This window comes from Enterococcus sp. AN402 (assembly GCF_040719405.1).
Classification (GTDB): Bacteria; Bacillota; Bacilli; order Lactobacillales; family Enterococcaceae; genus Enterococcus; species Enterococcus faecalis.
In genome coordinates, this window is sequence record NZ_JBFDTM010000004.1 from 2,571,661 (window position 1) to 2,592,936 (window position 21,276).

A 21,276-nucleotide genomic window follows, 5' to 3' on the forward strand; every position below is an offset into this window, starting at 1 on the left:
CACGCGATGGCTAAGTCATCGCGTGATTTTTTAAATTTCAGTCATTGCTTCTTCCACAAGCGAAACACTTTGATGTCTTCCTTTCGTAATCAACAAGGAAAGTTGCACAAAAGCAAAGAGCACACTGGTCCGCTTAGGATAAGCAAAATAACGTGGTTGCCAACTAGTGACATATTGTTCTTTGCGCTTGCGTGTATCTTGAAACGCATAAATTTGATAACTATACTTGTAAAAAATATTAACAAAGCGTTCTTTTAAGAAAGAGTACTTGCTCTCCCCTACGTTAGCCAACGGCGCCATCCCAATATCAATTAATTGATAGCCCTGCTGTTGATAAGTTTCAATAAAATGAGTGAACAAATATTCTCTAGTAAAAGCAGGTGCTTCTGAACGAATACGTAACAAATCATACGAAATACTTTTGCCTTTTTCCATTTCTTTTCCAGTAATGAAACCGATGACCGTTTGTTTCTGTCTCACCAAGCCCACGCTACTGCATTTCAAGTACTCGGGATCCAACCGTCCACCAATAAAGTAGCGCTCTTTTTGATTCCGTGACCAGTCCGCAGAAACTCGTTCTAACTCTTGATATAAGGCATCACTAATCGTTTCGGGATAAAATTCAAACTGAAAATCCGCTGCTTCTGCTGCTATTTTTTCAGTCACTGTTTCCGTCCAGGCTGTTTGATTCACTGTTGACGGCTCATCAAATTGAATCAAGCCTTCTTCCCCAACTTTCATAAATTCAAAGCCGCAATCGTGAAGATTCATAACATATTCTTCCGAGATACGATAAAAAACTAATTGATAGCCTAACAAATCAGCTTGATCCATAAACGCCAGTGTCGCCGCTGTCCATTTCTCTCGTTGCCCAATTGGATCCGCCAAGACAAAGCATTTATTAAACTTCATTTGAAACCCAAAAAGTACTTGATCTTCGCCTTCTTCTTGGTAGTAAAAATGACCATAATCCTTTAAATACAAAAATTGACTGCCTTCGTTGCCACCAAATTTTTCCAAAAAGCGTGTCAACCGCGCTTCCTCAAACCCCTCACCTAAAGTAACAGTTGTTTCGGCTAAATATTGATACAAAAAGAATAAACCAATCAAGGAAATACTTAAACCAATCAATCCGTTAAACCAAACATCATCTGACGGAAACAACAAAAAGTGATTGATAACTTGATTGCCACCAGCTGGTCGTGCGGCGTAATAGCCAGCAACCGCATAACCGATAAACAAGCAGCCAAACAAAATACTATCTACCGTTAAAGCGCCCCATGAATAAACAAACTTTTCACGATAAAATTCTTTACGAGCCAAAATAACCGCCAATAAAATAACAGCATAAACAGCAATTAACTGCCACGAAGTCGTTCGTGCCACCGTATTTACAATACAAAATCCTAGTAAAATAATTGTAGGCCAATAAGCTTTTTTCACTTTCATAGAAATGCCTCGAGCTAAACCTAATAACAAGAATCCTACAAATAAATTCAATGTTTGATCTAAAAAATTAAAAGAAAAGGGAAGTAACACTTGGAATAAACGACTGACATTCGACAAATTCGTCACAGTCGACAATAGAACCATCATAATTCCTGCAAAATATAACGCCGCCACCAAAATAAAATGCGCCACTTTTTGTGAAAATAACCGAGGTAAATTATCAAAAAATTGATTGACTTTCATGCCTGCTTGTTGCAAGAACAAAATAACTCCTGTCATAAAAGGCGTCACATAATAGAACAAACGATAATACAACAACCAGACGACCGCTTGTGATCGATCAATCCCTAATTGTGACAAGCCCAAAATCATTAAGACATCAAACGTTCCCATACCACCAGGAACCATGGTTAACATACCGATTAACGTAGCGATAACAAACATTGGGTAAACAGAAACCATCGAAACTGGCACCTGCATCAAGCGACCTATCATCAAGAAAGCAAACATCCCACCTAGCCATTGACCTAATGAAGCGCCGAATAATAGGAGCACTGCTTTTGGAAAAAATGTTTTAAACAATGTTCGCCGTTTTAAATACGTGAAAAACCAGAGCGCTGGCGCAATCAGGCTGCCCAATAATAACCAAACCCAATATTCACGAAAAACATTTTGGGTTCGAATAAAAAATAAATCAACAAACGCCACAAAAGATAAAATAGATAACCCTGAAATCAAGAACAGAGCAACTTTTGAGACCGTTGCTACAACCTTGCCCCGCGGTACATCTTTTCCGTAAAAATTAATCCGTAGCGTTGCCCCAACCACGCCGCCAAAACCCGCTAAGTTATTAATGGTATTGGTGACCCAAGCCGAAGTTAACCAATCCATTCGTTTCATTGGTGGCTTACCTTCTTTTTCCAATAATTTAACGACTACATAGTCATAAAGGAGCATCGGAATAACCCCTAATAGTCCTGCCAAGACCATACCAATTAAACGCCCCGTACTTTGTTGTTCCATCGTGGAAAAAATATCCGCCCAGGTCATGCCTTGAGCGATATGTGTCACTTGGTTAGCCACGAAAACTAATACAGAACCAAGAAAAATTAGTTTCAATAATAAACTGTGTTCTTTCAACCACTGCGTTAGTTGGCTAATATTTTTTTTCATCTTATAGCCTCTTTCATATCTCTTTTCTATTCATTTAACTTTCGTTTTATCGATTTTCTTCCATGGTAGCCTATTTGCTGAAAATTTTCCAGCACGGCTAGACATTTTGGCTGAATCGTATTGTTTTATTGAAAAAAAAGAGTGAGAAAAAAATCGTCTTAGATTTTTTTCTCACTCTTTTAACTGTATTTTTTACGCCACTACTTCTGCGATAATCTCAATCTCCACCAACACATCCATCGGTAATTTAGAGATTTCAATCGTTGTGCGTGCAGGATATTCCGCACTAAAATACTCAGCATAGACTTCATTGAATGCCGTGAAATCCGCCATATTTTGTAAATAGCATGTCGTTTTGACTACATGAGCAAAATCACTACCAGCTTCTGTTAAAATCCCTTGAATATTTTTCAGTACTTGATTGGTTTGTTCTTTAATCGTTGTCCCAACCACCTTGCCTGTTTCAGGATCCAGTGGAATCTGACCAGAAGTAATCAATAAACCATTCACAATTTTTGCTTGTGAATATGGCCCAATTGCTTGTGGTGCTTGCTTTGTTTTAATTGTTTTCATTTCTTTTCCCCCAGTAAATGACAAGTTGTTACTTTTTGTTATTTTATTTGTTTCTATTTTTCCATTGTACTGCAACCATTTTCGGAATGCTATCTTTTCTCAATTATTCCCAAGCGCTGATGCTGTGCCATCCTTTTGTAAAACAGCTTCAAAACCTTGGCGCATCCTTTCAAGTCCTTCGTGTAGTTTTGCTTGCGAACAGCCAATATTTAACCGTAAAAATTGTTGTCCATTACCGCCATAAATCGAGCCGTCCATAATGGCGACTTTCCCCACAGAAACTAAAGTCTCTTGTAAGCGGGCCACATCTGGAACTGCCGCTGATATATCCAACCACATTAAGTAAGTGGCTTCCAGCTCCGTCACTTTAATTTTTGGCAAATATGTCTGTAAAAAATCTTTCACGTAACGTTGGTTCTCCGCTAAATAATCATTCAACTCGTCAACCCAAGTACCACATTTTTGATAGGCCGTCATGGTTGCTAGCATTCCCAAAATACTTGTTGATGATAAACCATCGGCGTTTTTTAATTTGAGCTGAAAAGCGTCACGTAATTCGTTATCTGGAATTAAAGCGTAAGCAAAAATCAGCCCTGGAAAATTAAAAGTTTTCGTGCCACTGGTAATAATGGCAGATTTTTTATAATTAAATTGCGTAATTGGTCGATGAACATGGCCTTTATTAACGATATCCATATGAATTTCATCAGAAAGTAAAAACACATCATACTGTTGGCACAATGAAACCATTCGCTCTAATTCCCATTGCTCCCAAACACGTCCTGTTGGATTATGCGGAGAACATAAAAGCAAACAGCGATTTTCTGGTTGCGCTAGTTTTTTTTCTAAATCAATAAAATCAATGCTGTAGCGCTTCTCTTGATAAATCAGTTCATTTGCCACTACTTGCCGCTTATTTTCCTGAATGACTTTAAAAAATGCATCATAGGCAGGTGTTTGTAAAATAATGCCCTCCCCTTCGTTAGTCAATAATTGAATCAAAGCAGAAATACCATAGATAACAGTCGGGGTATACATAATCCAGTGTTCTTCAATCTTCGTCTGGAATCTTGTCTGGTACCACGTTTGAATTGCTTCTTTTAATTGCGGATGGTTCCACCTCGTGTAGCCAAATACGGGATGTTTCAAACGCTCCTGTAATGTTGCCAGAACTGCCTCTGGCACAGCAAAATCCGTATCGGAAATAGTGAAGGGAAGCAAGTCCGCTTCCCCAAATCGGTCTTCTACAAAATCCCACTGTGTACAATACGTTCCTCGTCGATCAATTGCTTTATCAAACGACACACTCTTCACCTTCTGTCTTTTTTCTAACCTAAAATCATCTCTAATTGATTACGGACCGTTGTCACTTTGGTTCCGATAATCACTTGTACATTCTGCGCATCTAAATGTACAACGCCTAAAGCCCCTAATTGCTTTAATTTGTCATCATCTACTTTATTAGCATCTGCTAACACTAAACGTAAACGCGTAATGCAATTATCAATAGCTTGAATATTCTCTTGCCCACCCAAAGCCGCTAAAATCCCAGGCGCATCATAGCCACCCGTTTTCTTATATTGAACTTCTTGATCGGTATATTCAGTCTCATCTAAGACCTTGTCTCGTCCAGGTGTTTTTAAATCAAAGGTTACAATGACTGTTTTAAAGACGAAATAATAAATAACAAACCAGATAGCGCCGACAATGAGAACCCACCACCATTTTGTATAAGTTCCTTGTAACAAGCCAAAAATAACAAAGTCCAGTAGCCCGCCATCAGTGTTCCCAATCACAACACCCAATAAAGCCATTACCATGAAACCTAGACCAGTCATAATGACATGAAACAGCCATAATAATGGACTAATAAATAAGAATAAAAATTCAATTGGTTCTGTAATGCCAGTGATAGCCGTAGCAATTACACCCGAAAGGAGTAAGCCTTTAATCTTATGTCGATTCGCCGGAGCTGCAGTATGATACATCGCAAGCGCCGCCGCTGGTAAGCCAAAAATAAAGGTCGGCATTTTCCCTTGTGACAAGAAAGCTGTTGCGCTTGGTGAAATCGGTAAATTATTTTGCAATTCTGCATAGAAAATATTTAACGCACCAAACACTTCTTTGCCAGCCACCACCGCTGAACCCCCTGCTTCAGTAAAACGAATCATGGAAACCAAAATATGATGCAACCCAAACGGTAACAGTAGACGTTCCCCTGACCCAAACAGAAAAGGCCCAAAAATACCAGAACGTTGGATAAGTTGGCCAATCGCCATAATCATTAGCGCGAAAAGTGGCCAAACTAACGGAATTACTAAGCCCACGAATGCCATTACTAATGAAGTAATAATTGGCACAAACCGTGCGCCAGAAAAGAAGGCAAAACTATCTGGTAGTTGCACCGTATAAAATCGATTATGCAACTTATAGACAATAAGCCCAGCGATAATTCCACCAAGAACGCCCATTTCAATCGTTTGAATCCCAAAAACCATTCCTTGGCCGGCTTCCCGCAACTGCTCAGGATCCACGAGGCGATTCGTCTGCACTAAATAGAAATTAATCGCTAAATTCATCACCGTATAGCCTACGAAACCTGAAAACGCAGCAATTCCTTTTTCTTTCCGAACTAACCCCAACGGAATGGCCATTGCAAACATGACAGGTAAATAGGCAAACGCAAAACCACCAATTGTCGACATAAATTGGAAAATAATTTTCACTGCTGGCTTTCCTAAAAACGGGATCGTTTCAATCATGGATTCACTGGAAAAAGAACTTCCTAATCCCAACAAAATCCCCATAAAAGCTAATAAAGCCACTGGTAACATAAACGTTTTACCTAATCCTTGGAAAAACTCCCAGAAAGTCGCTTTCTTTTTCTTTACTGCCATTTCTTAACTCCTCCATTCATTCTTTACAAAACTAAAAATGATTGCGTTTACATTCATTGCCCTCATTATAACTAGCCCAAAACAAAGAAAAAAGAGGCTACACTCTTTCTGTATCCCCTTACATCATTTAGTATGGTGTTGCATAAAATTACCGCGGCTGCTTTGCCTCTGCATACATTAATAAAACCGTATCGAACAAACAAATGACAGCAATTCTTGAACTTAAATCCACGCGCTGATGATAACGTGTCGTCCCTTTGGCAAATAACGTCGTCGTCGACAATTTTTCCAAGGTGCTTCCTTTAGTCGAAATCAAACTAATCATCGGCACTTGCTGTTCCTGCGCTACACGTGCATACGCTAAAATCCCCTTAGTTTCTCCTGTATAACTGACAAAAATGGCTAAATCCTGTCCGTCCAGATTCTTAACTGCTGCCGCTTGTTCATCCCAATCAGATCGTGCATAGGCTTTTTTTCCTAAAAATGTTAGCTTTCGTGCAAAATCAGTACAAATAGGAAAACTGCCACCAACACCGAACACTTCAATCGTATTCGCACGCTCAATCATTTTAAGCATTTCCGCGACTTTGGCTTCATCCATTTGTTGAAAACTGTCTTGCACATTGGCGATCAACTGTTGCGTAATAGCTTGAAAACTACGACTATCGCTTTCTGTGCTCTCGCTCTGCACTGATTGGACGATTGCGTATTTTAATTCTTGGAAGCCTCGATAACCTAAGTGTTTTGCTGTTCGAGAAATAGTGGCTGTTGAGACAAACAACGCCTGCGCCACCTCATAAATGGTTTGTGAACTAATTTCCGTCATATGCGTTAAAATATAATCCAGTACTTGATTTTCAATTTTACTTAAATGATTTCGTTTCTTTTCTAACAAAGCGATTAATCCCTCAGTCGTCATCCAATCCCTCACTTTAAATCCTTTTTTATAATTATACACCAGAATATTCTGATTATTTCAATAAGAAAGTCCAAAATAACCAACAGCGGCTCCATCATTCGCCAGAGAAAAAAATCAGCCTTCCGATGGAGGTGCTTGTTGCGCTTTCTTGCTATACTCTGTATATAGAAAACAGGAAAAATTTGGAGGTAGTACGTATGAATAATCAACGACCAATGTTTATAAATATTCTTTTAGTGGTCCTTTTATTTTTAGTTGTCGGTTCACTCTTTAGTGCCGTTGTCGGTATCGTGGGAAGCTTATTGTGGCTAGCAGTAAAAATTTTAGTTCCCGTAGCGATTATCGTGTGGCTTGTTCGAACAATTTCGGGAAATAATGGCAACTGCCACCGTCGTTATTAAAAAAAAACAGGTTTTCCTTTTCGGAAAACCTGTTTTTTTACTTCTTTTATCTAAAAGCATATACAATATTGCTAATACCAAACATCATAAAGTAAAAGCCAACTAAGAAGCTTAAAGTTAATGCTGAAGACAATGGATTAAATAATAACATTACACCTAAGATAATCCCTAAAACATCAACAATTAATGTGAACCAGAAGTAACCTGTGCTTACTCGTTTAGCAAAATCTAAAGTAAATAAGCCGAAAATTGAGTCGAATAAAAACCAAATTGCAAAAACAAATGGTAACACAGCGACACCAATATTTAAGTTAAACAATAAGTAAACACCAATTAGGATATCAATAATCCCTAAGATGATTGGTGCATAAGCTTTGTAGCCTAGCAATTCTTTCATACGATTACGTACAAAAATTTCGAAAATCCCTTTAATAATAGCAAAAATCGCAAAAACCATCACAATGGCAATTAAATTACCGGCAGGATTTTGGAAAGAAATTAATGCAGTCAGAACAAATAGAATTCCTAATACTAATGAACCCCAGTCCATTCCATGATGTTGTCGTTGTTCCATGACACTCACTCCTCTATAAAATAATTTATTACACTTATTATGTTACTACTATTTTACAAGGTGTCAAATATTTTCATCGTGCTTTCTGAAAACCATTTCAATGATAACTCCATTAAAAACAACGTATCACTTGATTGTCTCTTTTTTGGTGCACAATTGTGCCTTTTTTGTATAAATAAGTCCCTCGTTTTCCCACAAAAAAACCGCTACTTTTTCATCTAGTTTATAAAAAAGTAACAGTTATAAATTATTTTTTCTTTTTCCCAATCGAGAGAATCCCTCTTTTTATGACATCAAAGAAACTCAAAGATTGGACCATATGATCTGGGTCAACATATTCACGAATAGCTCGTAACACTCGCTTCGGCTCTTTTGAAGCAAACGTATACGTCCCATTTTTCTTGGTTTGAATCGCATAACGAGGAATCCATTTTCCTTTGAACATTACTGAAGCCAACACGTAATCGACTTCTTCCCACGGAATTTGGATAAACTTACGTGGATCTTTGGCATGGTAAAATTCAAACCCGCGGTCACCTATCATAATTTGTCCATAATCTGTTAATCCTGTAAATGCCGTCGCATCTATAACTAAATCAACTTTTGTGTTTAATGATTGTACCATGTTATCTGCTCCATTTCATTCGACTAATTCCTCTTTATTATACGTTTCTTTCCTGATCGAAACAAACAAAATTACATCTTTGTTTAAAAAAGCGGAAGAAAAGTTTCTCGACTTCTCTTCCGCTTTTTTTGATTAGAAGTAATAAACTTACCTCGTCATTCTTATAATAAGCCGATTAAGTGGCCGACAACGCCGACTACGAATAAACCAAGAATGATAACGATTGGGCTAACTTTTTTCTTCAATAACCACATACATAAGAATGTAAGTAGTAATGGTGCTAGACCTGGAATCAATTGATCTAAGTTATCTTGTAAAGTAGTAACTTTCGTTGGTGAAAGCGCCAAGCCTTGGTTCACTTGTTCAAAGGCTTTATGCATTCCTTCACCGCCAGCAGGAAGTTTATCCCACTCGATATAAGCACCTTTGTCTAACTTAACTTGTGAGACAATTGGTAAGAACTTAATCGATACCCAACGTTGAACTAATGCGGCCAGTACGAACATCCCTAAAATAGAAGCACCTTTTGTAATATCTTGTAGTAAACCACCTGAAAGGTCATCAGTAATTTTAGAACCTGCTTTGTAACCAAACTCTTGTGTATACCACATGAATGACCAACGAATTAAGTTCCAAGCAACGAAGAATAAGATTGGGCCTAAGATGTTACCACCCATTGCTAAGGAAGCACCTAAAGCGCCTAACATTGGACGAACAGTAAACCAGAAAACTGGGTCACCGACACCGGCTAAAGGACCCATCATCCCAACTTTAACCCCTTGAATCGCTACGTCATCAACTGGTGCGCCATTGGCACGTTCTTCTTCCAAAGCTAATGTTACACCAAGGATTGGTGAGGCAATGTATGGGTGTGTATTAAAGAACTCTAAGTGACGTTTTAACGCCGCTGAACGTTCTTCTTTCGTTTTATATAATTTTTTGATTGCTGGAATCATTGAGAATGCCCAGCCGCCGTTTTGCATACGTTCATAGTTCCAAGAACCTTGGATAAATGTTGAACGCCAAGCTACAGCTAAACGATCTTTTTTAGTTAATTGAATTTTTTCTGCCATTTTCTTTGCTCCTCCTTCAGAATTAGTAGTCGTTTAAAATATCGCCTAATGGGTCGCCAGAGTTGCCTCCGCCATTTGAGTTAGAAGAACCGCCCATTTTAGATAAGTTCAAGTAAATAAGAGCTAAAGCGACACCTAAAGCACCTAATGCGATTAATGTTAATTGAGAAATCGCTGCGACTACGAAACCGATAATGAAGAATGGCCATACTTCTTTTGTTGCCATCATGTTGATTACTAATGCATAACCTACGGCAACGACCATACCACCACCGATAGCCATACCATCAGTTAACCAAGCTGGCATTGATTCTAAGAAATTACGAACAGTGTCAGCAGGAATGAATAGTAACGCACCTGCTGGAATCGCAATACGAATACCTTGTAAACATACAGCGAAAATGTGTAACATTTCAACTTGTTTAATGTTGCCTTTTTCAGCAGCCGCGTCCATCATGTGAACGATTGGAACCGCAACTGTCCGAACGATCATTGTTAAGAACAAACCTGCAACCGCTAAAGGAACTGCGATGGCAATCGCTGAAGGAACACCTTTAACACCTTGGCCACCTAAAACTAAAATAATTGCTGAGGCAACAGATGCTAAAGCGGCATCCGGCGCAACGGCAGCCCCGATGTTCGCCCAACCTAACGCGATCATTTGTAAAGTACCACCTAAAACAATTCCGGCTTCTAAATTACCAGTAACTAATCCGATTAATGTACATGCTACTAACGGTTGGTGGAATTGGAACTCATCCAAAATCCCTTCCATACCAGCTAGAAAGGCAACGAGTAAAACTAAAATAATTGATATAACAGACATGATAAGCCTCCTATTTTGATTTGTATTTGGCGAGTTACGCGTTTGCTAACTCATTTTTTGCTTTTTTCAAAATTTCGTCCATATTCGCTTTTGAATCATTTGGCACTTTACGCACATCAAATTTGATGCCTTTGGCTTTTAATTCATCAAACGTATCAACGTCTTCTTGACCCATTGATAATACTTTGCTTACAACGACTTTTCCAACAGAGTGAGCCATTGAACCAACATTTACTTCTGGGATTTCTACGCCGCCTTCAACCACTTTTAAGACGTCTTCAGGATTTTCAAATAATAATAATGCTTTTGTATTGCCAAAACGTGGATCTTTTGCTACTTCAATCATTTTACTAATTGGAATAACATTGGCTTTTACTCCTGGAGGAGCTGCTTGTTCGATTAATTTCTTACGTAAGTCATCTTTTGCAACGGCATCAGAAACAACAATAATTCTGTTTGGTTGTGTTGCTTTTGTCCAAGCTGTTGCTACTTGACCATGTAATAAACGTGAATCAATACGTGCTAGCACAAATTTAATTTTGCCATCGCCAACAACTGTACCTGGTGGTAACGAACCTTTTGGCTGTGCATCTTCTGTCGCAGCAGCTTTTGGTGCTTCTGCTGGTTGTAACTCTTCTGGTTTAACTTTGACACCATCTTTTGCTGTTTCAAGAATGTGTGTCGCAATTTCTTGTGCTGATTCCATAGAGAAACGAGAAGCATATGCTTCAATAACCATTGGTAAATTCATACCTGCAACGATTGCCCATTTGTCTTTATGATCTTCTAACAATGAGTTCGCTTGGTTAAATGGTGTTCCTCCCCATAGGTCAACTAAAAATAGTACTTCGTCTTGATTGTCAAACGATGCAATGGCTTCTTGCATTTTTGCTTTTACATCATCGGGACCTTCGCTAGGCATTAACGTAACTGCTTTTACATTTTCTTGTTCGCCAAAGATCATTGCACCAGATTGCAAGATCCCTTCAGCAAATTCACCGTGACTTGCTAGGATAATTCCTACCATTTTTATACCTCCTGTATAATTGATGTTTTTTTTCATGGTTGTACTGCTAAACGCTTTCACTTTTTGAAAAAAATCAGATAAATCAGATTCTGACAAAAATAAATGAAAAAATTTCAATAGTTCTTGATTTTTTTCAACATCAGCACTTGCCTTTATCAATACAGTTCATGAAGCAATGATGTTGGTCCTAGGCCACCACATCCTTTCAATGTCTTTCGTCTGTAAAAATGAACGTCAGCTGGCGTTATTTTCTTTGCTACGCTCTTTTTTCAGTAAATCCATCAAATTCACTTGGCTGTCTGCTGCGACTTTTCGAATTTCCAATTCAATACCTTGTTCATTTAAAAACAGAAATGCTTTTAAATCGTTGGCATCCACTGCGACTGCATTCGTAATCATTCGCTTGCCTGTGCTGAAACTCATTCCGCCAATATTCACAGAAGTGAGTTGTACACCGCCTTCGACCACTCGTTTCACGTCCAAAGGATTAGTGAATAACAACATGGCTCGAAACGAATCAAAACGAGGGTCAGGGTAAACATCAATCATTTTTTGAACAGTGATGACATTTACTTTGACACCAGGTGGAGCAGCTTGAACTAACAAGGCTTTTCTCAAATTGTCATGAGCAACGGAATCACTAACCACTAAAATGCGATTAATGTTCGTCAATTTTGCCCAAACAGTTGCTACTTGGCCATGAATTAATCGATCATCAATTCGAGCTAAACGAATATCCATTACCATCGGGAATGCTCCTTTAAATTCATTTTTAAAGGTTAGGACCTTTGTCTTTTTACTTAAAAATTTTAGGTAAAAAGGGACACCTTATTATAAGCAAGTTTCGTGCCAACTTTAGTGTATCGGTTTGAAACCTAGAAAATTATAGGTTTTTTTAAGAAAATCAAAAAATCGATACACTAATAAATAGTGTATCGATTTTTCTGTATTAATCTAGTGTATCAATTTCGGTGATTTTATCTTCGATACACTGGGCATTTTTGACTAACTGTGCGATAAAATAAACTTCTTCTGCTGGAATATCCATATTAAGAGCTTCTTCCATAGTCTCAATTGAGGCCACAATCACTGGATAAATTGGTTCTTGAACCAATCGACCAAGTTCCTTTTCTGAAACCGTCAGTGTATCATTCCGTAAAATACGCTCCAACATGCCCGATGTGTGCATAATCAAATTGATGTAAAATGTGTACTCTTCTGGCATCGCTAATTGGGTTTGGATATTTTTAGCGAATGACCACAACAGATCAATGATTTTTTTTCCATTAATGAAAGTGAAACTTTGCTCCATATATTTTAGACAAATTTCTTTTGCTGCCGCTTCGTCCAACGGCTTATTCATTACTTCTTCTTTCCGCTCTGCTAGTAATTGCTGAATAATTTTTTCTGCTTCACCGGAAAAGAAATTTTCCATGGAAATATAAGGAACTCCAATTTTGGGATTGGTAATCCCAGTTGTCGCAATAATTTCATAGTCTTCTTGAATTTTAGGCAAGACTTCTTTCATATTTACAATGGACAAAGGAATCACTTCTAAATGCCAGTCTATTTGTGGCAAGACAGCTTCCTCAATAAGCTCTTTCATTCGGCGCGCAGTTCCTTCTCCAGAAGCGCAGATAGCAATAATTGCTCTTGTTTTCCAATTTTCAATGATTTGTTTCGTTTCACTTTGGCGAATATCGGCATAGCCATGAAAGTTTTTTAAAGACTCGTGAAGTGTTTCCAATTGCGTATCAATTAATGCGGTTTTGCGGGCCGCTTCAAGAACAATTGGCGTGGTCACCATGTCTACTGTCCGCACATCAATGCCTGTCTGGCGTACAATTTCTTCTGAAAACGTACTTAATGAACCCATGTCCACCAATAATAGTACGCCATTTTCTTCATTCACTTCACCAACTGCTTCAACGATTTTACGCAAAGCTTCTTTCGGTGGCATATCTAAAGGCATATCCACAGCCTTCAAATTATCAACATTTAACAATTGAGAGACCACTTGTACCATACTGCTAGCGGTACTATTTCCGTGCGCAGCCACGACAATGCCAATCCGGCCAGCCTCAGGATTTTCTCTTAAAGAAATGAGCAAAACAGCTAAATAGTAACTTTCAGATTCAGGAATCTCCATCTGATAACTACTTTCAATAATATTTTTAATTTCTTTCGCTGTTTCAAACTCTGTTGGATAATCTAAAACCATATTTCGAATACTTTCATTTAAAGGATGCTTAGGATCTTTGCCTAATTGGATGCGTTTCAAGAAAGAACTAATGTGTAAACTCATTGCATAAATAAAATTGGGTTGAAACGAATACGATAACCGCTTCGCTGCAAAATTATAAATTTTCTTAGTGACATCAATAATTCGTTGGTCAACAATTTCAGCCAATTTATTTTCTGTATCAAAGGTGAATCCATAATCTTTGTAGAAAGATTTTAAATGAACATTGATATCCGTTGTAATAAAATTATTAATTAGTTCTTGGTCCAAGCCGTCTGCTTTTAAGAGAGCCGCTTTATCTCCAATAATCTCATATAGATTGTAAGGCAATTCATAGGCATCTGACTGAATAGCTACTAAAGATTCATTTGGTGATACCACTAATTGCGGTTCCAGATATTTCGACAACTCCGACAATACTTCTCGATTACTGGCAAGTTGCATAATGCCTTCTTTAATATTGTCCGTTAATTCGTCCATCGTAATCATTAATTCCTCTTGTTCCATCTGATTAAGGAACCCTCGCGCAGTCACAAGTTGCACATTCGATTTTAGCTGACCGACATTTCCATAAGAAACACTTCCAATTAACGCTTTGACCACATCTTCTGACAAAGAGATTCGCCGTTGAATCCGTGCTGCTTCCATTGAAACCATCACTTTTAGGAGGTCAATTTTTTCTTTCGCAGGACGGTCACTAAAGTTCGGTAATTGAATGATAATCGGAATGCGTCGCACAAAAGTATTCAATAAAGAAGAAGTAGGATTCTCCGTCGTAGCACAAATAATCCGAACATCCGCATGATGTGATTTCACTGTTTCACCTAAACGCGCGTACACGCCGTGATCCATAAAATAAAAAATCATTTCTTGTCCTTCGGGTGGTAACCGATGTACTTCATCTAAAAACAGAATGCTGCCATCTGCTTCATCAATAATCCCTTCTTTCGCTTTCGTAGCGCCTGTGAAGGCCCCTTCTACATACCCAAATAAATGCGACATCAAAAGTTCTGGATTATGCGCATAGTCTGCACAGTTAAACACCACAAACTCTTTTTCTTTGGCCACAATTTGGTTCAGCTTCGCAAATTGAAACATGGCATGAGCAAAATAAGTTTTCCCAGAACCTGTTGGTCCAGTAATTAAACAATTCAAGCCTTTTGGCGGATATAAAATCGCTGCTTTGGCTTGTTCCACCGGCGTTTTCATGCTTCCAGCTGAACCGATAATTTTTTTGAAAATATCTTCAACTTCTGGGGTTTTACTGGTCGTGACTACTGGTTCAACCAATGGTTCGATAAAAGTTTTTGTGGAGTGATCCATTGATTTTTCCCGATAACTTTTAACTGGCTTGGTTAATGGTCGATGCTGAAACGCCACCTGCGCGACATATTTTACTGGTCGACCAGATAATTTTTTCAAGCGCCCTTCACGAACGAGTTGATTCAAATCTTTACTAGCATTGGTCCGCTGAATGTTTAAACGTTCTGAAATTTCTTGTGTCGTGACTCCCGCATCACTTGTTAAGGTCATTGGCGTTAAATTCTTCGTTTGCTCTTTAACATATTGATAGATTTTTTCAATCCGCTTCATTTTTGATGGCTCCTTTAATCGATACACTAATTAATTTACATGATACAGTGTATCATTAAAAAAATACACTAAAAACCCTTTCATGAAAAAAATTTCTGTTTCACATGAAACATTTTGAAAAAACGCCTTTTTTTCTATAAAAAACCCACCTTTTTATTCGTTTCTGTAAAAAGATTGAAACTCCTTGAAAAAAGGTTCTGTAGCCGATATAATGCAGAGAGGTTCAAGAATATATTAAAAGCGAGGAAAACAATTGATTACTGTTAATGATGTAAGTTTACAATTTCCAGATCGTAAACTTTTTGAAGAAGTGAATATTAAATTTACTCCTGGCAACTGTTACGGCTTAATCGGCGCAAACGGTGCAGGAAAATCAACGTTTCTTAAAATTTTATCAGGTGAGATTCAACCGACAACTGGCGTGGTTTCAATGGGTCCTAATGAGCGACTAGCAACGCTGAAACAAAATCACTTTGACTACGAAGACTACACTGTTTTAGAAACTGTAATTATGGGACATAAACGTCTTTACGAAGTAATGAAAGAAAAAGATGCTATCTATATGAAAGAAGATTTTTCAGATGAAGATGGGATTCGTGCCGCAGAACTAGAAGGCGAATTTGCTGAACTTGACGGTTGGGAAGCAGAACCTGAAGCAGCTGTTTTACTCCAAGGGCTAAACATTCCAGAAGAATTACATGATCAAAAAATGAGCGAATTAACAGCTGGTCAAAAAGTCAAAGTGTTATTAGCTCAATCTCTTTTTGGTAAACCAGATGTCTTACTATTAGACGAGCCGACAAATGGTTTAGACACCCGCTCAATCAATTGGTTAGAAGAATTTTTAATCAACTTTGAAAATACCGTTATCGTGGTTTCCCATGACCGTCATTTCCTAAACAAAGTCTGCACTCACATGGCAGATTTAGACTTTAGTAAAATCAAACTTTACGTTGGTAACTATGATTTCTGGTTGGAATCAAGCCAACTAGCGACAAAATTGCAAGCACAATCTAATGCCAAAAAAGAAGAACAAATCAAAGAATTACAAGACTTTATCGCTCGTTTTAGCGCCAATGCCTCAAAATCAAAACAAGCAACGTCTCGTAAAAAAATGTTAGATAAAATTACCTTAGATGACATTCAACCTTCCTCTCGTCGTTATCCATTCGTTGGTTTTACACCAGAACGTGAAATCGGCAATGACTTATTACAAGTTGAAAATGTCTCTGTAACGATTGATGGCAAAAAAATCTTAGATAATATCTCGTTCAACTTAACAAAAGATGATAAAGTGGCATTCATCGCTGACTCAGATATTACAACGACTACGTTATTCAAAGTGATTATGGGCGAAATTACTCCCGATACAGGTTCTGTTCGTTGGGGCGTTACAACTAGCCAAGCTTATTTACCAAAAGACAACAGCAAAGACTTTGAAGAGCCATTAACCATTTTAGATTGGTTACGTCAATTTGCTGGTAAAGAAGAAGATGACAATACGTTCTTACGTAGTTTCTTAGGTCGGATGTTATTCTCTGGTGAAGAGGTACTAAAACCAGTCAATGTTCTTTCCGGAGGCGAAAAAGTGCGTGTCATGCTTTCAAAATTAATGCTTTCCAAAGCCAATGTCTTAGTTTTAGATGATCCAACGAACCACTTAGACTTAGAATCAATCACTGCGTTAAATGATGGGTTGATGGCTTTCACTGGTTCAATTCTTTTTGCTTCACATGACCACCAATTTATCCAAACATTAGCGAACCGAATTATTGCTGTTTCTGATAAAGGGGTTATTGATCGGGCAGAAACAACCTATGATGAATTCTTGGAAAACCCAGAAATTCAAAAACAAATGGACGTTTTATTCAGTTCAGATTATTAAAAAAATAGAGAAGTCATTAAAAAATGACTTCTCTATTTTTTATTTTCTTTTTTCACCAAAAGAAAACACAGCAATACAACCTATTCCGGTATGACTAGTAATGGTGGGTCCTAGAGGATAAATCAGTATCTCATTAACCTCTATTTCTTTTTCAATTAATTCTTTGACTTTTTCCGCGTCATCTTTCGTTCCCGCATATGCAATCAACAGTGTTTGTTTCATTGGCTCTACAATGCCTTGAATCGTTTCTTGCGCAATCTTTTGCAAGGACTTGTTTCGTCCACGAGTTTTACCAACGGATGCTAGTTTGCCTGCCGCATCCACGCGAATAATTGGTTTAATGTTCATTAAGCCACCAAGTGATGCCGCTGTTTTAGAAATCCGTCCGCCACGTTCTAAATGTTTTAAATCATCTACCGTTACCCACGAGTGAAGTTTCATTTTTTGCTCTTCAAGATAGGCAACAACTTCTCCTAATGAATGACCATCTGTTTGTAATCGAATGGCTTCTCGGACTAACATCCCTTGACCTAAGCTAGCTGCTTTTGTGTCAATAATATGAATTTCTACATTATCGTACTCTTCTTTTAACATCTCTACTGATTGCAACGCACTTTGATAAGAGCCACTTAACCCAGATGAAAAAGCTAAATAAATCACCGGTAACCCTTGCTCCACAAAAGGACGGAAAAATTCATTGTAGCGTCCCACATTAACTTGAGAGGTAGTGGGCATACTTCCATTTTTAATAGCCGTTAAGAAGTTCTGATAATCAAACGTTTCACCTAAATCATCGCGATATTCTTTCCCGTCAATTTGAATATTCATGCTAATAAAAGGTACTTGGTTTTCTTTTAAGTATGTATACGGCAAGTCACAACAAGAATCTGTCACTAATTGATAATTCACGGACAATTGCCCCCTTCATGTTTTCTTTTATTTTACCATAGTTTTTCATTTTTATATAAAATTAAAAAAGAACGTAAAGGCTGAACTGGCATAAGCCATCCTTTACGTTCCCTTAAAAATCTGCTTAAATTTGTGCCCAAACGCTTTCTAAAACGTTCGTTTGGTTACGGTCTGGACCTACAGAGAATGTTGAAATGCGCACACCAACTAATTCTGAAATCCGATGCACATAGTTACGAGCATTAGCTGGTAAATCGGCTAAAGTTTTGCAACCAGTGATATCTTCAGACCAACCTGGTAATTCTTCATAAACTGGTTTACAGCGGCTTAATTCTTTCAAGCTTGCTGGATAATGATAAATTAATTCACCATCAAGTTCATAAGCTGTACAAATTTTCACCGTTTCTAAACCACTTAACACGTCAATCGAGTTTAATGACAAGTTTGTAATTCCTGATACACGTTTTGAATGACGCATAACTACTGAATCAAACCAACCGACACGACGCGGACGTCCTGTTGTTGTTCCGTATTCTTTACCGACACGACGAATGGTTTCTCCTGTTTCATCAAATAATTCTGTTGGGAATGGGCCGTCACCGACACGTGAAGTGTACGCTTTGCAGACACCAACCACTTTATTAATTTTTGATGGACCAACGCCACTACCGATAGTTACGCCACCAGCTACTGGATTAGAGGAAGTAACAAATGGATAGGTTCCTTGATCGATATCCAACATGACACCTTGTGCCCCTTCAAATAAAACCCGTTTTCCAGCATCTAATGCATCGTTTAAAATAACCGAAGTATCTGTAACATATTGTTTAATTTGTTGTCCGTATTCATAGTATTCTTCAAAAATATCATCAAATTCAATGGCTTCGCTATCAAACATTTTAACGAATTGACGATTTTTTTCTTCTAAGTTAATTTGCAAACGTTCCGCAAAAATTTCTTTATCCAATAAATCAGCGATACGGATTCCCACCCGTGCTGCTTTATCCATGTAGGCTGGGCCAATTCCTTTAATCGTTGTCCCAATCTTGTTTTCACCTTTCGCATCTTCTTGCAATTGATCCAATTTAATATGATACGGCAAGATGACATGGGCACGATCTGAAATACGTAAATTATCAGTGGCAACATTATTTTCTTTTAAATAAGCTAATTCTTTTACTAAAGATTTTGGATTCACAACTACGCCGTTACCAATTACACTAATTTTTTCTTTATAGAAAATCCCTGAAGGAATTAAATGTAATTTATACGTTACGCCGTCGAATTTAATGGTATGTCCGGCGTTATCTCCGCCTTGGTAACGAGCGATCACTTCTGCGTTTTCACTTAGAAAGTCTGTAATTTTTCCTTTACCTTCGTCGCCCCATTGCGTTCCAACAACTACTACTGATGACATTCGAACACCTCGTTCATAATTTTTTTGTCCTGAATCATTGTACCAGTAAAACCAGTCCCTTTCAAGGGTAAAAATCGAATATTCTTTCACAATCAAAAGCGTTTCTGTCAAAAATACGAACATTTTTAGTTATGTTTTTGTAAAATAATAAAATATACGAATATTGTTCGTGTTTTACTCTCTGATTTTAATCCCTTAATAAGCAAAAAAACGAACTCAAAAAATGAGTTCGTTTTTTTAAAATTCTGTCCTCGGCGAAAGCGAAGAAAATTTATTATATTCTTTAATGAAAAGTAATTCGACCGTTCCACGCGCACCACTACGGTTTTTCTCAATGATAACTTCTACAACATTGTCCACTTCTGGTGGCTCATGATCGCCGTCTTCTCCTTCACCACGATCGTAGTAATCATCACGATAAAGAAAGGCAACGATATCGGCATCTTGCTCAATGGAACCTGACTCACGAATATCACTTAACACAGGACGTTTATCTTGACGTTGTTCCACGCCACGAGAAAGCTGTGACAAAGCGATAACCGGGACTTTTAATTCTTTCGCTAATTTTTTTAATTGACGTGAAATATCAGAAACCTCCTGTTGGCGGTTCTCTTTTCCAGTTCCTTCAATCAATTGTAGGTAGTCGATCAAAATTAGACCTAAGTTGCCTTTTTCTTGTGCTAATTTACGACATTTCGCACGAATTTCGGTAATTTTAATCCCTGGTGTGTCATCAATATAGATATTCGCACGGGACAAACTACCCATCGCAATAATTAAGTTTTGCCATTCTTCTTCAGATAATTGCCCTGTTCTTAAATGGCTGGCCTCAATGGATCCTTCTGCACAAAGCATCCGGTTCACTAATGATTCTGCCCCCATTTCTAAACTAAAAATAGCGACAGCTTTATCTGTTTTGGTGCCGACATTTTGGGCAATATTTAATGCAAAAGCGGTTTTCCCTACCGCTGGACGGGCCGCTAAAATGATTAGCTCTTCCGCTTGCAAGCCAGCAGTCATTTTATCCAATGCTTGATAGCCTGTAGGTAAACCAGTAATCTCTTCATCATTTTGGTATAATTGGTCAATATTCGCAATAGTTGTATTTAGAACATCTGAAATTGATAAAAAGCCACTGCGATTCCGCTTTTCAGAGACTTCTAAAATGCTTCGTTCTGCATCATCCAAAATAGATTCAACATCTTCACCTTGCTCAAAGCCTTTAGTTACAATCTCTGTAGCGGTTTGGATTAAGTTGCGCAGCAACGATTTTTGTTCAACAATTTTTGCATAATAAATGACATTGGCAGCTGTCGGTACAGCTAAAGCTAAATCTGACAGATAACTTAGTCCACCAACATCTTCTAACAAATTCTCTTGTTCTAGGCGATCTTTGATTGTTACCACATCAATCGCTTCATTTCGGTCGCTTAAGGTCATCATCGTTTGGAAAATCAACTGATGACTACGACGATAGAAATCTTTAGGTTCCACATATTCCATCGCTTCTATTAGCACATCTGCATCTAAGAAAATAGAACCTAAAACGGCTTGTTCCGCTTCAATATTTTGTGGCGGTACCCTATCTTGCAATAATTCATTCATTTTGTTCTCTCCTACGATGTCTTACTTTCTGGTTCATTTAGTCTATCCATTTTAACACAATTTCATTAAAAAAAGTACATTTTTTCTC

17 protein-coding genes are annotated in these 21,276 nt (G+C 38.0%); 2 read left to right on the forward strand and 15 right to left on the reverse strand.

All coding sequences use genetic code 11. From position 1 onward, the window contains the following. Positions 1–30: 30 nt before the first annotated feature. The 5 genes from mprF to AB1I62_RS14010 form a co-directional block, all read right to left on the reverse strand. Positions 31–2,622, reverse strand: coding sequence for a bifunctional lysylphosphatidylglycerol flippase/synthetase MprF (gene mprF, locus AB1I62_RS13990; RefSeq protein WP_002378676.1), 2,592 nt, complete (start codon positions 2,620–2,622; stop codon positions 31–33). A 192-nt stretch (positions 2,623–2,814) separates the two neighbouring features. Then, positions 2,815–3,195: a RidA family protein gene (locus AB1I62_RS13995; protein WP_002356039.1), complete on the reverse strand. Its 381-nt coding sequence runs from the start codon at positions 3,193–3,195 to the stop codon at positions 2,815–2,817. A 99-nt stretch (positions 3,196–3,294) separates the two neighbouring features. Beyond that, positions 3,295–4,509, reverse strand: coding sequence for a MalY/PatB family protein (locus tag AB1I62_RS14000; protein WP_104859528.1), 1,215 nt, complete (start codon positions 4,507–4,509; stop codon positions 3,295–3,297). Between the two features lie 14 nt (positions 4,510–4,523). After that, entirely contained in the window at positions 4,524–6,092 is a 1,569-nt protein-coding gene (gene malX, locus AB1I62_RS14005) for a maltose/glucose-specific PTS transporter subunit IIBC (protein WP_010818093.1), read from the reverse strand. Positions 6,093–6,240: 148 nt separating this feature from the next. After that, positions 6,241–7,011, reverse strand: coding sequence for a MurR/RpiR family transcriptional regulator (locus AB1I62_RS14010; protein ID WP_010773878.1), 771 nt, complete (start codon positions 7,009–7,011; stop codon positions 6,241–6,243). 197 nt (positions 7,012–7,208) lie between these two features. Here AB1I62_RS14010 and AB1I62_RS14015 point away from each other — a divergent pair, with 197 nt between their 5' ends. Then, the gene (locus AB1I62_RS14015; RefSeq protein ID WP_002383512.1) at positions 7,209–7,412 is read left to right on the forward strand and encodes a hypothetical protein; all 204 of its coding nucleotides are present in this window, start codon (positions 7,209–7,211) and stop codon (positions 7,410–7,412) included. A 46-nt stretch (positions 7,413–7,458) separates the two neighbouring features. On the opposite strand, the gene AB1I62_RS14020 is transcribed toward AB1I62_RS14015, so the two are convergent. The 7 genes from AB1I62_RS14020 to AB1I62_RS14050 form a co-directional block, all read right to left on the reverse strand. Further along, positions 7,459–7,986, reverse strand: a complete 528-nt coding sequence (locus AB1I62_RS14020) for an HdeD family acid-resistance protein (protein ID WP_002356034.1) — start codon at positions 7,984–7,986, stop codon at positions 7,459–7,461. 247 nt (positions 7,987–8,233) lie between these two features. After that, entirely contained in the window at positions 8,234–8,611 is a 378-nt protein-coding gene (locus AB1I62_RS14025; protein ID WP_002356033.1) for a DUF956 family protein, read from the reverse strand. Positions 8,612–8,772: 161 nt separating this feature from the next. Further along, on the reverse strand, positions 8,773–9,684 hold the full coding sequence (locus AB1I62_RS14030; protein ID WP_002356032.1) for a PTS system mannose/fructose/sorbose family transporter subunit IID: 912 nt from the start codon (positions 9,682–9,684) through the stop codon (positions 8,773–8,775). 22 nt (positions 9,685–9,706) lie between these two features. Then, entirely contained in the window at positions 9,707–10,510 is an 804-nt protein-coding gene (locus AB1I62_RS14035; RefSeq protein WP_002356031.1) for a PTS mannose/fructose/sorbose transporter subunit IIC, read from the reverse strand. 34 nt (positions 10,511–10,544) lie between these two features. Further along, positions 10,545–11,537, reverse strand: a complete 993-nt coding sequence (locus AB1I62_RS14040; protein WP_002356030.1) for a mannose/fructose/sorbose PTS transporter subunit IIA — start codon at positions 11,535–11,537, stop codon at positions 10,545–10,547. Between the two features lie 234 nt (positions 11,538–11,771). Next, positions 11,772–12,284, reverse strand: coding sequence for a mannose/fructose/sorbose PTS transporter subunit IIB (locus tag AB1I62_RS14045; RefSeq protein ID WP_002385473.1), 513 nt, complete (start codon positions 12,282–12,284; stop codon positions 11,772–11,774). Between the two features lie 202 nt (positions 12,285–12,486). Continuing rightward, positions 12,487–15,372, reverse strand: coding sequence for a sigma 54-interacting transcriptional regulator (locus tag AB1I62_RS14050; protein WP_002370598.1), 2,886 nt, complete (start codon positions 15,370–15,372; stop codon positions 12,487–12,489). A gap of 253 nt (positions 15,373–15,625) precedes the next feature. Between AB1I62_RS14050 and AB1I62_RS14055 the strand changes: the two genes are divergently transcribed. Further along, complete coding sequence (locus AB1I62_RS14055; RefSeq protein ID WP_002359215.1) at positions 15,626–17,257, forward strand: ABC-F family ATP-binding cassette domain-containing protein; 1,632 nt, start codon at positions 15,626–15,628, stop codon at positions 17,255–17,257. A 39-nt stretch (positions 17,258–17,296) separates the two neighbouring features. Here the strand turns inward: AB1I62_RS14055 and AB1I62_RS14060 are convergent, their stop codons facing one another. From AB1I62_RS14060 to dnaB, 3 genes are all read right to left on the reverse strand, one after another. Beyond that, complete coding sequence (locus AB1I62_RS14060; protein WP_367019361.1) at positions 17,297–18,166, reverse strand: DegV family protein; 870 nt, start codon at positions 18,164–18,166, stop codon at positions 17,297–17,299. Between the two features lie 124 nt (positions 18,167–18,290). Then, on the reverse strand, positions 18,291–19,583 hold the full coding sequence (locus AB1I62_RS14065; RefSeq protein ID WP_002359213.1) for an adenylosuccinate synthase: 1,293 nt from the start codon (positions 19,581–19,583) through the stop codon (positions 18,291–18,293). A gap of 237 nt (positions 19,584–19,820) precedes the next feature. Further along, on the reverse strand, positions 19,821–21,188 hold the full coding sequence (dnaB, locus tag AB1I62_RS14070; protein ID WP_002381331.1) for a replicative DNA helicase: 1,368 nt from the start codon (positions 21,186–21,188) through the stop codon (positions 19,821–19,823). Positions 21,189–21,276: the final 88 nt, after the last annotated feature.

What these genes read in the sequence shown, in the direction of transcription:
- mprF (WP_002378676.1), bottom strand. Translation starts at nt 2,622, where the DNA reads ATGAAAAAAAATATTAGCCAACTAACGCAGTGGTTGAAAGAACACAGT.
- AB1I62_RS13995 (WP_002356039.1), bottom strand. Translation starts at nt 3,195, where the DNA reads ATGAAAACAATTAAAACAAAGCAAGCACCACAAGCAATTGGGCCATAT.
- malX (WP_010818093.1), bottom strand. Translation starts at nt 6,092, where the DNA reads ATGGCAGTAAAGAAAAAGAAAGCGACTTTCTGGGAGTTTTTCCAAGGA.
- AB1I62_RS14010 (WP_010773878.1), bottom strand. Translation starts at nt 7,011, where the DNA reads ATGACGACTGAGGGATTAATCGCTTTGTTAGAAAAGAAACGAAATCAT.
- AB1I62_RS14015 (WP_002383512.1), top strand. Translation starts at nt 7,209, where the DNA reads ATGAATAATCAACGACCAATGTTTATAAATATTCTTTTAGTGGTCCTT.
- AB1I62_RS14020 (WP_002356034.1), bottom strand. Translation starts at nt 7,986, where the DNA reads ATGGAACAACGACAACATCATGGAATGGACTGGGGTTCATTAGTATTA.
- AB1I62_RS14025 (WP_002356033.1), bottom strand. Translation starts at nt 8,611, where the DNA reads ATGGTACAATCATTAAACACAAAAGTTGATTTAGTTATAGATGCGACG.
- AB1I62_RS14030 (WP_002356032.1), bottom strand. Translation starts at nt 9,684, where the DNA reads ATGGCAGAAAAAATTCAATTAACTAAAAAAGATCGTTTAGCTGTAGCT.
- AB1I62_RS14035 (WP_002356031.1), bottom strand. Translation starts at nt 10,510, where the DNA reads ATGTCTGTTATATCAATTATTTTAGTTTTACTCGTTGCCTTTCTAGCT.
- AB1I62_RS14040 (WP_002356030.1), bottom strand. Translation starts at nt 11,537, where the DNA reads ATGGTAGGAATTATCCTAGCAAGTCACGGTGAATTTGCTGAAGGGATC.
- AB1I62_RS14045 (WP_002385473.1), bottom strand. Translation starts at nt 12,284, where the DNA reads ATGGTAATGGATATTCGTTTAGCTCGAATTGATGATCGATTAATTCAT.
- AB1I62_RS14050 (WP_002370598.1), bottom strand. Translation starts at nt 15,372, where the DNA reads ATGAAGCGGATTGAAAAAATCTATCAATATGTTAAAGAGCAAACGAAG.
- AB1I62_RS14065 (WP_002359213.1), bottom strand. Translation starts at nt 19,583, where the DNA reads ATGTCATCAGTAGTAGTTGTTGGAACGCAATGGGGCGACGAAGGTAAA.
- dnaB (WP_002381331.1), bottom strand. Translation starts at nt 21,188, where the DNA reads ATGAATGAATTATTGCAAGATAGGGTACCGCCACAAAATATTGAAGCG.